Below are 13,381 nucleotides of genomic sequence, written 5' to 3'. Positions count from 1 at the left end.
GGAGATGTCAGTTATCGATAGTAACGTTGTGGAAGCTGGTGAGGTTTGCGATCTCGAGTTCGTATCCCTCGACTTCGCTTCGGTAGCCGACGGACTCGTCGTCGAAGTAGAGGTACGTCATGGGCACCTCCTCCTGGACGATCGATTCGATCTCGCCGTAAATATCCGCACGAGCGTCGGGATCAGTTTCCGACCGTCCCTCCTCGAGCAGTTCGTCGACCCGGTCGTTTTCGTACGCCCAGTGATTCCAGGCACCCTCCGAGTGGTACTGTCTGTAGTACCAGCCGTCGGGATCGACGCGACCGCTCCAGGAACCGATCGCCATCTCGTAGTCGTTGTCGACCCAGACCTCGTCGAGCCAGGTCGAGAAGTCGAGTTCGACGACCTCGACGTCGAATCCGAGTTCGGAGAGATGTCCCTGGATCAGCGTCGCCGCGTCCGCACCGGGTCCGGGAGTACGGGAGACCTTGATCGACGTTTCGACCGACTCCGGATCGACACCCGCGTCGTCGAGTAACTCGAGTGCGTGGTCGATATCCTGGGACGGGGCAGGACCCGGATCGATCGTGTTCACCCACTCGCTGGCGGGTGGGATCGGATAATGAACCGGTTCACCGTGGCCAAAGAGTACCCCTTGAATGATCGCGTCTCGATCGATCGCGTGGCTCACGGCGCGCCGGACGCGTGCGTCGTCGAACGGCGCTTCGTCGCCGTTGAACCAGTAGCCCTGGTTGAAGAGACCAGTCTGGGTCGCGACCTCCGTTTCGCTGCTCTCGGAGACGCCCTCGATGTCCTGGAACGGAACGCTCTCGAGAAGGTGGGTATCACCGACCTCAAGCGCCGTCAGTCGGGCCGCTGGCTCGGGGACGATATCGAACTCCACGCTCTCGAGGGTGGGAACGCCGTCGACGTGATAGTCGTCGAAGGCCTCGATCTCGACGCCCTGATTGACCGTCCAGTCGACGAACGAGAACGGGCCCGTGCCGACCGGATGTTCCTGGAGGTCGACCTCGTCGGCGGCCCCCTCTGGGATGATCTCGACGGACTCCGCGAACGCCGTGAGCATCGGTGCGAACGGTTCCTCGAGGTCGAATCGCACCGTGTACTCGTCGACCGCCTCGACGGAGTCGACTCGCGTGAAATTCTCCGCACGCGGCGAGCCGACGTCCGGATCCATCACCCGTTCGAACGTATAGACGACGTCGGCGGCGGTCATCTCGCCGCCGATCGGTTCGTGAAACTGGACGCCCTCTTTCAGCGAGATGGTGTACTCGGTCTCGTCGTCGCTGATCTCGTAGTCAGTCGCGAGCAACGGCTCCGGCTCGAGGTCGGCGTTGAGCCGGAACAATCCTTCGACGACGTTCTCGAGGACCCGCTGAGCCATGTTGATCGTCGTCAGGTGCGGATCGAAGTTCTCGGGATCGTCGGGAAACGTCACGTTGAGAACCTGACCGGCCCCTACGCCGTTTCCATTTCCGTTGCCGTTCCCACCGATTCCTTCCTGTGGCTCCGTGTCGCCATCACTACACCCTGCGAGTGCGGTTCCGACCGCGACTCCGGAGACGGCACGCAGAGCGTTACGTCTAGAGATGCCGACGTCATTGCTATCGCGTTGCATACTTCGAGTAGCGAACTGTCTTGGATCAATATAAAACTACCGAGGAGCGCGATCGAGACGAGGGCGTCAACGAACCGCTCGAGGCGAGACGCTAGTCGTAGAGCAGATACTCGGCGTTCTCCTCGAGAAACGGGGCGGCCTCGCGTTCCCACCCTTCGACGATGTGATCGATCGTCATCCGGAGATTGGCCCCGTTTCGAACGTCCGACGTCGCGGTCCGCAGTTCGGACCCGCCCGTGAGACCGTCGATCGGATAGCCACCGTTGGTTCGGACCCAGGCGCACTCGGCGTACTCGTAAAATGCGGTAAGCACCATCGTAACTCCGACCCTGATCGGATCGAACGCCGCTCGATCGAGAACGTGCACCTGCACTCCCTCGACGTCCGATCGCTCGTGTTTCGAGAACATGGGGGTGAAATACGCGGGTCTGAACTTCACCCCGGGGGGATCGATGTCGTTCAACATCGCCGCGAACGCCGTCGCGTCGACCCAGGGTGCGCCGATCAGTTCGAACGGGTTCGTGGTCCCGCGACCTTCTGACAGCGTCGTCGCCTCGAAGAGACACGTCCCCGGATAGACGAGCGCGGTATCCAACGACGGCATGTTCGGAGACGGCGGAACCCACGTCAACTCGAGGTCGTCGAACCACCGGTCGCGGGACCATCCCTCCATCTCGACGATGGTGAGATCCACGTCCAGGGCGATCTCGTTTGCGAAGTAGCGTCCGAGTTCCCCGACCGTCATCCCGTGGACGATCGGAAGCGCGGCCCCGCCGGGTTGTCCTGCGAGTGTCCCGGCAGGACCGAACGGTGCGATAGGGTTTGGCCGATCCAGCACCGTCACGGGCGTGCCCGCCTTCGCCGCCTCGGCGAGGACGCGTCCGAGGACGCGGGCGAACGTCGAAAAGCGCGTCCCGACCTCCTGGATGTCGTAGATCAGTCGATCGAGGTTCGCGATCTGCTCGACCGTCGTTCCGTTCGGGCCGCCGTTTCGACCGGTGCCCTGGGACGTCAGATCGTACACCGGAAGCCCCGTCTTCTCGTCGATATGCTCGGTGATCTCGTCCTGGGAGTGTTCGTTGCCACGGATGCCGTGTGTCGGACCGAACAGCGCCTCGAGGTCGACGGCGTCACTGCCGTTCAAGAGATCGATCGTCGACTCGAGATCGGCCGTGACTCCCGACGGGTTCGTGACGAGCCCGACCGTCGGAGACACTCGTCCCCGATCCGCATCGAGGAACGCTTCGATCCCTAGTGTAACCATTCTACTAAATCAGTCTACGACCATCGTAAATAAACGCTTCTACTATCGCCGTTCGGTCGCCGACCACGGGTCGACCCGCTAAAGATTCGGTCGCCGATCACGGGTCGACCCGCCGAAGCCAGTCGACGTGGTGGTCGGTCATCAACGAGTGGTTGTAGACGTGGACGGCCGCCGGCTCCTCCTCGAGTACCGCGTCGACCGCCTCCATCCACTCCGACTCGTCGGCCCAGAGGGACGGATCGACCGTGATCCCCGCCTCGGTTCGGATCCCCGTCCGGTCCCGAAGTCGGCGAACGCGCCCGTCTGTCATCGCCGTATCGTCCGAGTAATACAGCGCCGTCACCGAATCCAGGTGCGGTGCGAGTCGTTCGAGATCGACGCCCGCCCACCGGCCGTCGTCGACACCCCTCCCCAATCCGTCCGCGACGTAGTAGTTCAACGGGACGTCGCCGCTACTCCCAGCGAGACTCGAGACGAGCTGGGTGATCGTCTCCTGTCTAAACGCCAGTAGATCTGCGAGACGTAGGTGTTCGTCCACGAGGTCGGTTATCGACGTCTCCTGGGGCTCGGTGACACCGTTTAACGACCGCGAGAGGAGATCCCGGACCAACTGTGCAGTCGCCTCGAGGTCGACGTCGGCTCGCTCCCGACAGGCCTCACAGAAACACTGCGAGAGCAAGACCCGGCTCACGTCGTCGGTCGCGGCGAAGTTCTTCAGATGGCCGTAGGTCTCGCCGTGGGGATGAAACGCCGTCGGGTAGCCGATCGACTCGAGGTCGATCCGACTCACTCCGCGATCCGCGAGCGCGCTGACGAGCGCCGACAGGTAGCTCTGGACCGCCGGGTCACTGGGACAGAGCCCGTGTTCGTGTTCGGTGCCGAAGGGACCGACGGGACGGTACTCGGGGTGTTCACTCGCCAGCCGAGAGCTGTGGAGACAGACGGTCCAGGCGGATACCTCTAGATCCGCGTCGGCTGCAGCCGCGATCACGTCGTCGAGGGGATCGGACGACCCCGGGAGGTCACAGACGGGTGGCTCGATCGGGGAGTCACGAAACTGCTCTCCCGTCGGACGGAAGAAGCATCCACCGGGTGAATCGGTAAAGGGGTTCGATTCGGCGCGCGGATTGAGCGTCCTGATCGAATGATAGTGAGCCGCGACGTTGATTCGATCGACGCCCGCAGCGGCGAGCTCCCGGCAGGTTCGGTCCAATCCCGTCTCCCGGAGTGCCCACGGATACGCCCAGACGGCCGTCATTCGGAATCCCCGTTGCCAGTCGTTCGCATCCCGGCCGCGTTCTTCCCGCCGATCATACGTCGAGACGGTAGCGTTCGACCGCTGACTCGTCGACCGTAATCCCGAGGCCGGGGCCGGTGGGGACCGGATACGCCCCATCCTCGACGTCGAATGGATTCTCGATCACGTAATCGTCCCACCCGTAATAGACCGAATCCGGCGCGAGATCGATGGCAGGAGTCGAGCCGACGAGATGAAGCATCGCCGCGGTTTTGATCCCGAGATCGAACCCGCAGTGATGGGAGACCGAGACGCCGGCCGCCTGGGCCTCCGCGGCCTGCCCTCGAGCCGCCGAGAGACCGCCGGCCGGAACGAGATCGACGACGGCGGCGTCGATCGCGTCAGCTTTGAGCAGTTGCCGGAGATTGCCGTTGAAGTACGTATCCTCGTTGACACCGATCGGCGTCCGCGTCCGGGAACGCAGCGACGCGTAACTTCCGAACGTCTCCGTCCGAAGCGGCTGTTCGATGTACTCGAGGAGGATTCCCTGTTCTTCCAGCCTGGTGAGCGCACGAACGGCCTCGGTCATCGTCCACCCCTGATTCGGATCCAGACGGAAGTCGAGGTCGCCGTCGACGGCGTCGTACATCGCGGCCAACCGCTCGACGTCGACGTTCCAGTCCGGCCCCGCCTTCGTCTTCAGCGCCGTAAATCCCGCGTCAGCGGCCTCTCGAGCGTGGGTTGCGGACTCTTCGGGCGAGAGAATACCCAGACAGAACGCGACGTCGACGGCGTCGGTCACGCGTCCGCCGAGCAGTTCCGAGATGGGCGCGTCGTTTTTCTTTCCGAGCGCGTCCCAGACGGCGGTATCGACCGCACCCAGGAACGGATCGATCCGAACGTAGGGGTAGTAAAACTCCTCGAGGACCGCGTGTGCGTTCTCGATCGGTTCGCCGATCAGTTCCGGTGCGACCACGTCCTCGATGACTGTTTTCGTGACGATAGCCGATTTGAGGGCGACCAACATCTCCCCCCAGCCGACGATTCCATCGTCGGTCTCCAGTCGGACGAGCACGCGATCGACCGATTCGACCCGATCGTGGTTGCTGACGTACGGAGCCAACCCGAGGTCCTCCTCGAGCGGGGCGACACCCATCCGTACGGGGATCGCCTCCAACCCAGTGATTGCCATGTACCCCATGCTCGTGGCGTCCTATATCAATCCTTGTGATGGGAATCCGAGGTTCGAGCCAGAACGAGAGTAGACTCGTTTCAGCAGTGTCGAAACCGAGTTCCCAACAGTTCTGGAGCGATGTTACGAGTGAGCGATACGGAGGTCGATGACGTTCGCGGTGTGTTTGACGTGGTCGATTGCGCCGTCGACGTCGTCGAAACTCCCCCCAGCGCCGGCGATTCCGATCGCCGCCACGATCGTTCCGCTCTCGTCTTTGATCGCCGTGCCGATACTCGTCACGCCGGGAAGGCGACCACCAACCTCGACCGCGATACCGCGTTCTCGGACCTCAGCGAGGGTGTCGTGGAGTTCAGTCGGTTCGGATATCGTCGACTCGGTTCGTTCGGGTAGCCCGAATCGGTCGACGATCTCGTCGATCTTCCCGTCGGACAGATACGCCATGTACGCCTGGCCGACCCCGGAAGTGTGCAACGGCAGTCGGTTTCCGGGGCGGAGGTCGACCGGAACCGCCCCATCGGCTCGAGAGACGTAGAGTACGACGCCGACGCCGTTTTCCTCGGTAAGGAGGAAGGCGGTCTGGCCGGTTTCGGCGGCGAGTTGATCCAACTCGTCTTGGGCCGGCAGGTACGCTTCCCGAGTTCGACGGGCGTATTCGCCGAAGTCGAGGAACCGCAGTCCGACGTGGTACTGGTGTCCCTGCTTGACGACGTAACCGCGTTCCAGAAGCGTCGAAAGGTGGTTGTGAACCGTACTGTTGGGCAATCCGACGGCATCGGCGATTTCGGTAAGTCGAGCCCCGTTCAGTTCCCGGAGCATTTCGATGATGTCCAGCGACCGAGCCGTCGTTTTGACGGCGTTTTCGTCGTTTTGGGGCATGATTCTGATCATCGCTATTTTATTCTGAATTGTATTAACTGTTCTCATGGAACAACCCGTTCGAGGGACACTGATTTCAGCATGGCTGAAACCGTCGCCGTGGATTTACAGTCATACATTCGTAATATCCCCGGTGAGAGAAGCGCAAGCGACCGCTCCGCCGAACCGGCGTTCGAACATGGGTAACTCCCCGGCGTTCGATCGAGAATCGGTTTCCGTCGAACGGTCCCGTCTCGAGGAGTGAGTCGACACGACCACCGCGACGACCGATTCTGAACGGAGCGGTCGATGGACAGTCAGTTCCGATCTGCGCGTGACGAACCCACGAGATCGAAGCCATTATTACCCCGCGGTGATCGATCTCGTACCGTCGAATGAACGAAATCGAAACAGAGCACGCACCAGCGAGTATCGGCCCCTTCTCACAGGCGATCGTCGACGACGGACGAATTTTCGTGTCAGGACAGGGGCCTGTCGATCCGGAAACCGGCGAGATCGTTTCGACGGACATCCGAGAACAGACCCATCGGACGCTGAAAAACGTCGAAGCGATCCTCGAGGCGGCGGGAAGCTCCCTCGAGAACACCGTAAAAGCCACCGTGTTCGTCACGGACATGGACGACTACGATGCGATAAACGAGGTCTACCAGGAGTATTTCAGCGATCCGTATCCCGCTCGTAGTGCCGTACAGGTCGTCGAGTTACCGATCGATATCGGAGTGGAAATAGAAGTAATCGCGACGGAGTGACTGGCACACGCACGTGAAGAGAGGCGTCGACGCCGACATGATCCAACGTCCGTACGCGCCGTTACAGAACTGCGAGGAGAAAGTCCACGACGTCAGTCGTGGTCACTGACAGTGACGCCCCGAATCTTCCCTCGTACTCGAATCGGCTCACGAGTTCCGGGACCGCGACTCGGACGGGAATCGTCGAAACCCGACCGTGGATCGGCGCTGGATGAGAGTGACGAACACGTGGTATAAAATATTCGTAACTGACCGATACTGTATCATCATTCTATTCTGACTCGACACCGAAGACACCGAACTCGAGCTTCGAAAGTCGGCACACCCGAGGGTCGTCGTCGGCAGGCATCGCAGTCCCGATCGCGAACCAACAGCCGACGACAGCCCTGCTGACCGCTCGAGTGTAAGCGATGAGTGAATCGCGTCGCCGAACGACATCGGTTACAAGCGAAAAATGGATATTAATCTTACAGAAACGTTGATGTGTATCGGGGAGAGAACTAGAGGTATGCGGTATTATCAACGATCCGTCGACGGAAATACGCACCTCGTCGGAGAGCGAGACGGGACGTATTCCGACCTCTCGACGGCGAACCCGCGCCTGCAGACGTTCGCCGATCTCCTGTACGCGTCGAACGTCGCGGAGACGGAGATCGATACGATCGGCCGTCGACTGATCGACGAGGCGGAGCCGATTCCGTCCGAGGACGTCGGCGGCGAGTCGTTGATCGAGCCCGTAACCCCCCAGGAAGTGTGGGCTGCAGGCGTTACCTATCGGATCAGCGAGGAGGCGCGAGAGGCCGAGAGTTCGAAGCCGGAGTTCTATCTCGAGGTGTACGACAGCGATCGCCCGGAGCTGTTCTTCAAGGCCACGCCCGAACGGATCGTCGGACCGAACGACCGGGTCGGAATCCGGGGCGACTCGGACTGGAACGTGCCCGAACCCGAACTCGGCGTCGTCCTCTCGGGCAGAGAGATCGTCGGCTACACGATCGGCAACGACATGAGTAGCCGGGCGATCGAGGGAGAGAACCCGCTGTATCTGCCGCAATCGAAGGTGTACGACCGAAGCTGTGCTATCGGTCCGGCGGTTCGATCGGCCGCGTCGATCGACGATCCCGCCGACCTCGAAATCTGGATGCGAATCGAACGAGACGGCGACGTGTTGTACGACGAGTCGACGAACACGAATCGGATGGTTCGGTCCATCGACGAGCTGGTCGACTGGTATCTCAGGCACAACGCGGTCCCCGACGTCTCCGTCTTGCTGACCGGCACGTCACTCGTCCCCGACGACGAATTCACCCTCGAGCCGGCCGATCGGATCGAGATCGGCATCGAGGGAATCGGAACGCTCTCGAATACGGTCACCGAGGTGTGATCCGACGGCCGTGACGACAAGTTCTATCGCGAGCGAGATTGCAACGAGCGCAGGGGGACCGGTCCGTGCGACCCCACACCAGATGGGATCGGATCAGCCGGATTTCGCTCGAGTACAGACCGAACGCGTTCTCGGCGGCGTCGGAGAATCCGAACGTCGGCGCGGCCCTCGTCGTCGAACTCGGAACCGAGTCGGGTATCGACGTCGACGCGACGCGGGCGGACGTCGGCGACCTCGAAGACACGTCGAAAGACGGCGTTAGCGCAACTCGAGAACGGCCTCCATCGCCTCGTCCGGGTCGCCGGTCGGCGAGAACTCACAGCCGACGTAGCCATCGTACCCGGTGTCGTCGATGGCCTCGAAGATGGTCTCGTAGTCGAGTTCTCCCGTTCCGGGTTCGTGTCGACCCGGAACGTCGGCGACGTGGAAGTGGCCGATTCGGTCGACGTGTTCCGTGATCGTCTGGATCACGTTCCCCTCGGTGATCTGCTGGTGATAGACGTCGTACAGCAGCTTCACGTTCGGCGAACCGACGTCGTCGACGATCGCGAACCCCTCCGCGGAACGGGAGAGATAGTGTCCCGAATGGTCGACCGCCGTGTTCAACGGCTCGAGAACGATCGTAACGCCCGCCCGTTCGGCCTCGGGAGCGACTCGAGAGAGTGCGTCGACGACCGCCTCGCGCTGGATGTCCCGGTCGAGGTCGTCCTGCTCCGGGCCGGTCGTCGCGATGAGCGTCGAGACGCCGAGCGTCGCCGCCGTCTCGATCGACTCACGGATCGTCGCGACAGCCCCGTCGATCTCGTCTGGATCGGTAAGCGTTCCCCCCGCCAGACAGCCGATTATCGGAACACCCGCATCGGCGGCAGCCGACTCGAGGGCGTCGAGGTCCTTCTCGCGCCAGCCCCAGAACTCGACGGCGTCGGCACCGACGGCACCGGCCCGGCGCACGCGCTGCGCGAACGATTCGTCCTCGTAGACCATCTCGAGGCAGACGGAGATTCGCGGCATCTACTCGCCCTCCGCCTCCCTCGGCTCCGGCCGAACGTCGCCGTCGTCGATCATCGACTCGAGTGGGTTGTCGTCGATCTCGAGCGGGAGGTCGACCCGCCCGCGGCGGCGAGCAGACTCCCAGGTCGCGAAGATGAGTTCGGTTGCGTTGAGCGCGTTCCGCGCGCCGAGTTCCGGTTCCTCCCCGGTCTCCAGACAGCGAACGACATCGGCGATCGCGCGGTAGACGAGTTCCCAGTCGTGGAGGCCGTCGTCGGTCTCGACTGTCTCCCAGCCCTCGCGTCCGTCCCCTCGGATGCGCAAGGTCGGGAGATTCCCGTCGCCTGCGAGGCCGAGCTCGATCGTCCCGTCGGTACCGACGAGTCGGTTGTGACAGTCGATCGCACTCGTCGGGCTGTTCTCCCCGAGGCTGTCGCTGGTTCCGAGCCCGTGGACGCCGTTTTCGTACTCCCAGAGCACGAGCGCCTGGTTTTCGTTGTGCGTTCCGAACAGGACGTTCCGCTCGGAGTACTCGATCTGGCCGAGCGCCCAGCTCGCCGGCAGTTCGTCGTTGAAGTAGTTACAGAGGTCGAACGAGTGACTCCCGTAATCGAAGATGCCGACCGGCGCGGCGAACTCGATCCGCTCGAGGTCGCCGATCTCGCCGTCGTCGAGCAACCGCTTTGCCGTCCGAACCGCGTCGCTGAACCGGCGCTGGTGGTTGAACGTCAACTGGACGTCGTGTCTGTTCGCCTCCTGGGCCATCGTGCGAGCGCCGCCGTAGCTGTCGGCCATCGGCTTCTCACAGTGAACCGCGTCGACGACGCCCGAGCGGATACAGTCGATCGCGATCGTGTCGTGGATCGCCGGCGGAACGCACACCGAGACGATATCAGGGTCGGCCCTCTCGAGCATCACGTCGTACTCCTCGAAGACGCCGTCGTCGTCGATTCCAAACTCCGCGGCGAACGCCTCGGCGTTCTCGCGGACGATGTCGGCACAGGCGACCAGGGTACACTCCTCTAAGGCGTCGTACCCTGCGGCGTGGTGATAGGCCATCGCGTACCCGTCGTCGCCCGGCTCGTCCGGTTCCGTCCCAGTTCCGATGACTGCTACTCGGAGTGACATACGCTCGGATTCGCAGAGAACTGTCATAATAGTTGGTACTGATGTATGTTCGAAACGAAGCCGACAGATCGACCGGTGGAGACGAACGACACCGGGTCGAGGCCGGGACAACTCGAGTCTCACAACTATCGGCAGACGACACGGGCGTCCGCCAGACGAGAACGCCGTCCGTCCGTGAGCCCAGGGAGAAACGATCGGAACCGTCGACAACTGAGAGGAATGACCGTGCGATCTACCGGCACAACACCGGTTTATCGTCGGTATACCGGCAGAAACGGAGAACTATCCTAGTGATAGACCATTTCAGCGATAGTGTATAAATCGATACACACCGAGAACGTACCGTCGTTGCCGGAGAACGTCGGTTCGTCCGCACAGTCGTCGATCAGTACGCTCAAGGCGCAACGGTTCTGAAAGCTCTACGATGACCGAAAACCCACCGAAATCGGCTCGAGATACGGCGGCCCGCCCGGCACTCGCCGACGAGATGCCAGCGGTTCCGAAACTGACCGGGTGGCTGAGTCGACGACGAACGGTCCGAGAGTACGACGCGGACGCGACGATCCCCGACGAGGAGATTCGCGCAATCCTCGACGCCGGCCGGAAAGCGCCTACGAGCGGCACCATCCAGATGTACAGTTTCGTGTCGGTCCGAGATCCGGAGATGCGGGCGCGAATCCACGAGGCCGCAGGCGGCGGCCAGCCACGCATCGAGGAGGCCAGTCACTTCTTCCTTGTCTGTATCGACCTCCGTCGGGTCCGACTGCTCCACGACCACCGCGACCTCGAGTTCGAGATGGCGCCGATGACCGCGGTCCTCAAAGGGGCGGTCGACGCCGCCCTTGCCGCCCAGGGAACGATCACCGCGGCGGAGAGCTACGGCTACGGCGTCTGTCCGATCGGTGCGATCAGCGAGGGACTGTCGACGATCTCCGAAATCGTCGATCTCCCTGCTGAAGTCCTCCCGGCGTTCGGGCTCTGTATCGGCGTCCCCGTCGGCGAGACACACGACGAGCCGACGCCGCGGATCCCCCTGGACGCGGTGGTACACGAAGACACCTACGAAGATCCCTCGCCCGAACTTCTCGAGGCCTGTTACGAGGAGATGAACGAACTCTACGCCGGCACAGATCGCGTCTGGGAGGGCGCACTCGCTCACTACTGGACGCCGTCGCCCGACGGCTCGATGAATAACCGCGAAGGGGAGCTACTCGAGACGCTTCGACAGCAGGGCTTTTTCGCCTACCGCGGCGTCGACGAGCCCGTCTCGGAGCCGGATCGGGAGTAACAGCCGGCGACGACGAGTCCCTCTCGGAGCCGGATCGGGAGTAACAGCCGGCGACGACGAGTCCCTCTCGGAGCCGGATCGGGAGTAACAGCCGGCGACGACGAGTCCCTCTCGGAGCCAGACCGAGACGGGTAACAGCCGGCGACGACGAGTCCCTCTCGGAGCCAGACCGAGACGGGTAACAGCCGGCGACGACGGCCGGTTCGATACGATCGGAACACACTGGATCTGCGGGCTCGTCCCGCGGGAGGTGTAGAAGGTCGTCCCGATCAGCTGTACGCCGGAATGCCGGTCAGATCCTCGCCGAGGATCAGCGTGTGGATATCGTGGGTGCCCTCGTACGTGTAGACCGTCTCCATGTTCGCCATGTGGCGCATCGGGGAGTAGTCGGTCGTGATCCCGTTTCCGCCCAGTATCTCGCGGGCCACTCGAGCCTGGTCTCGAGCCGTTCGGACGTTGTTTCGTTTGGCCATCGAGACGTGTTGGGGCCGGAGGTCGCCACGTTCCTTGAGATCTGCGAGCCGATATGCGAGCAGTTGGGCGAGCGTAATCGCCGTCGCCATCTCGGCCAGTTTTTCCTGTTGAAGCTGGTAGCGAGCGATCGGTCCGCCGAACTGTTCGCGGTCGGTCGCGTACGCACGCGCCGTCTCGAAGCAGTCTCTGGCCGCGCCGACCGCACCCCACGCGATGCCGTAGCGGGCCTGGGTGAGACACGACAGCGGCCCCTTCATCCCGGAGACGTCGGGAAGCACGTTCTCCTCGGGGACGTAGACGTCGTTCAGTCCGATTTCACCCGTGATCGACGCCCGCAACGAGAGCTTCTCGGAGATCTCGTTCGTCGAGACGCCGTCACGGTCGGTTTCGACGAGAAAGCCCCGAACCGGATCGTCCTCGTGCGAGCGGTCGCGCGCCCAGACGACCGCGACGTCGGCGATGGGTGCGTTCGTGATCCACGTCTTCGACCCGTCGAGGACGTAGCCGTCGCCGTCCCGCTCAGCTGCGGTCTCCATTCCCGCTGGATTCGAGCCGTGTTCGGGTTCGGTCAGGCCGAAACACCCCACGGCGTCGCCGTCGCCGAGAGCCGGAAGCCACCGCTCTTTCTGTGCTTCGCTGCCGAAGGCGTAGATCGGATACATTACGAGCGCCCCCTGGACCGACGCCATCGACCGCAGCCCCGAGTCACAGGCCTCAAGTTCCTGCATCAACACGCCGTAGGCCGTCTCCGAGACGTTCGGCAACCCGTACCCCTCGAGATTCGGCGCGTAAAATCCCATCTCACCCATCTCGGGGATCAACTCCGTCGGAAACGTTCCGGCTTCGTAGTGGGCCGCGATCTCCGGGCGAATCCGCTCGTCGACGAACTCACGGGTCGTGTCGCGAATCAATCGCTCTTCCGGCCCGAGGTCGGCCTCGAGATCGACGTAATCGAGCATCACGTTCGACCACGAAGCGCCGGGACAAGAATCTTTCTTCGAACGAACTCAACGAAGCCGATGGATCGACGCCCTCCAGACGAGTTCCAGTCGACGCGCGATCCGACGCCTATCGCGTGCAGTATTTACAGCCATACCACTGTAATCGAAAGTTCAGTATCGTGATCAGTGATCACAGTCGGCAAAAGCACGTGAGCGACGATTACGTTCGAGAGAGATCAC

At 62.5% G+C, this 13,381-nt stretch carries 11 protein-coding genes; 3 read left to right on the top strand and 8 right to left on the bottom strand.

Features of this window, described 5'->3' with window-relative positions:
- Window positions 1–7: 7 nt before the first annotated feature.
- The 5 genes from GRS80_RS20165 to GRS80_RS20145 all read right to left on the bottom strand — a co-directional run bounded on the left by GRS80_RS20165 (window position 8) and on the right by GRS80_RS20145 (window position 6,190).
- Window positions 8–1,618: an ABC transporter substrate-binding protein gene (locus tag GRS80_RS20165; protein ID WP_160049150.1), complete on the bottom strand. Its 1,611-nt coding sequence runs from the start codon at window positions 1,616–1,618 to the stop codon at window positions 8–10.
- 91 nt (window positions 1,619–1,709) lie between these two features.
- Complete coding sequence (locus tag GRS80_RS20160; protein ID WP_160049149.1) at window positions 1,710–2,882, bottom strand: DUF1343 domain-containing protein; 1,173 nt, start codon at window positions 2,880–2,882, stop codon at window positions 1,710–1,712.
- Window positions 2,883–2,979: 97 nt separating this feature from the next.
- The gene (locus GRS80_RS20155) at window positions 2,980–4,140 is read right to left on the bottom strand and encodes a hypothetical protein (protein ID WP_160049148.1); all 1,161 of its coding nucleotides are present in this window, start codon (window positions 4,138–4,140) and stop codon (window positions 2,980–2,982) included.
- Between the two features lie 52 nt (window positions 4,141–4,192).
- Complete coding sequence (locus GRS80_RS20150; RefSeq protein ID WP_200840434.1) at window positions 4,193–5,311, bottom strand: mandelate racemase/muconate lactonizing enzyme family protein; 1,119 nt, start codon at window positions 5,309–5,311, stop codon at window positions 4,193–4,195.
- Window positions 5,312–5,434: 123 nt separating this feature from the next.
- Window positions 5,435–6,190, bottom strand: coding sequence for an IclR family transcriptional regulator (locus tag GRS80_RS20145; RefSeq protein WP_160049147.1), 756 nt, complete (start codon window positions 6,188–6,190; stop codon window positions 5,435–5,437).
- 374 nt (window positions 6,191–6,564) lie between these two features.
- Here GRS80_RS20145 and GRS80_RS20140 point away from each other — a divergent pair, with 374 nt between their 5' ends.
- Window positions 6,565–6,939, top strand: a complete 375-nt coding sequence (locus GRS80_RS20140) for a RidA family protein (RefSeq protein ID WP_160049146.1) — start codon at window positions 6,565–6,567, stop codon at window positions 6,937–6,939.
- 508 nt (window positions 6,940–7,447) lie between these two features.
- Window positions 7,448–8,320 carry a fumarylacetoacetate hydrolase family protein gene (locus tag GRS80_RS20135; protein WP_160049145.1) on the top strand — a complete coding sequence of 291 codons (873 nt, stop codon included), beginning with the start codon at window positions 7,448–7,450 and terminating at the stop codon, window positions 8,318–8,320.
- Window positions 8,321–8,578: 258 nt separating this feature from the next.
- Here the strand turns inward: GRS80_RS20135 and GRS80_RS20130 are convergent, their stop codons facing one another.
- Both GRS80_RS20130 and GRS80_RS20125 read right to left on the bottom strand, forming a co-directional pair.
- Window positions 8,579–9,331, bottom strand: coding sequence for a TIM barrel protein (locus GRS80_RS20130; RefSeq protein WP_200840433.1), 753 nt, complete (start codon window positions 9,329–9,331; stop codon window positions 8,579–8,581).
- Window positions 9,332–10,438, bottom strand: coding sequence for a Gfo/Idh/MocA family oxidoreductase (locus tag GRS80_RS20125; protein WP_160049144.1), 1,107 nt, complete (start codon window positions 10,436–10,438; stop codon window positions 9,332–9,334).
- 424 nt (window positions 10,439–10,862) lie between these two features.
- Here GRS80_RS20125 and GRS80_RS20120 point away from each other — a divergent pair, with 424 nt between their 5' ends.
- On the top strand, window positions 10,863–11,726 hold the full coding sequence (locus tag GRS80_RS20120) for a nitroreductase family protein (protein WP_160049143.1): 864 nt from the start codon (window positions 10,863–10,865) through the stop codon (window positions 11,724–11,726).
- A 269-nt stretch (window positions 11,727–11,995) separates the two neighbouring features.
- Here the strand turns inward: GRS80_RS20120 and GRS80_RS20115 are convergent, their stop codons facing one another.
- Window positions 11,996–13,159: an acyl-CoA dehydrogenase family protein gene (locus GRS80_RS20115; RefSeq protein WP_160049142.1), complete on the bottom strand. Its 1,164-nt coding sequence runs from the start codon at window positions 13,157–13,159 to the stop codon at window positions 11,996–11,998.
- Window positions 13,160–13,381: the final 222 nt, after the last annotated feature.

The organism is Natrialba sp. INN-245, from assembly GCF_009807105.1.
Lineage (GTDB): Archaea > Halobacteriota > Halobacteria > Halobacteriales > Natrialbaceae > Natrarchaeobius > Natrarchaeobius swarupiae.
Note: the sequence above shows the minus strand (reverse complement) of the source record. Positions and strands in the feature narration are given on the sequence as shown.

Excerpts from the sequence above, each read along its gene's own strand:
- GRS80_RS20165 (WP_160049150.1), bottom strand. The coding sequence starts at position 1,618 with ATGCAACGCGATAGCAATGACGTCGGCATCTCTAGACGTAACGCTCTG.
- GRS80_RS20160 (WP_160049149.1), bottom strand. The coding sequence starts at position 2,882 with ATGGTTACACTAGGGATCGAAGCGTTCCTCGATGCGGATCGGGGACGA.
- GRS80_RS20155 (WP_160049148.1), bottom strand. The coding sequence starts at position 4,140 with ATGACGGCCGTCTGGGCGTATCCGTGGGCACTCCGGGAGACGGGATTG.
- GRS80_RS20150 (WP_200840434.1), bottom strand. The coding sequence starts at position 5,311 with ATGGCAATCACTGGGTTGGAGGCGATCCCCGTACGGATGGGTGTCGCC.
- GRS80_RS20145 (WP_160049147.1), bottom strand. The coding sequence starts at position 6,190 with ATGCCCCAAAACGACGAAAACGCCGTCAAAACGACGGCTCGGTCGCTG.
- GRS80_RS20140 (WP_160049146.1), top strand. The coding sequence starts at position 6,565 with ATGAACGAAATCGAAACAGAGCACGCACCAGCGAGTATCGGCCCCTTC.
- GRS80_RS20135 (WP_160049145.1), top strand. The coding sequence starts at position 7,448 with ATGCGGTATTATCAACGATCCGTCGACGGAAATACGCACCTCGTCGGA.
- GRS80_RS20130 (WP_200840433.1), bottom strand. The coding sequence starts at position 9,331 with ATGCCGCGAATCTCCGTCTGCCTCGAGATGGTCTACGAGGACGAATCG.
- GRS80_RS20125 (WP_160049144.1), bottom strand. The coding sequence starts at position 10,438 with ATGTCACTCCGAGTAGCAGTCATCGGAACTGGGACGGAACCGGACGAG.
- GRS80_RS20120 (WP_160049143.1), top strand. The coding sequence starts at position 10,863 with ATGACCGAAAACCCACCGAAATCGGCTCGAGATACGGCGGCCCGCCCG.
- GRS80_RS20115 (WP_160049142.1), bottom strand. The coding sequence starts at position 13,159 with ATGCTCGATTACGTCGATCTCGAGGCCGACCTCGGGCCGGAAGAGCGA.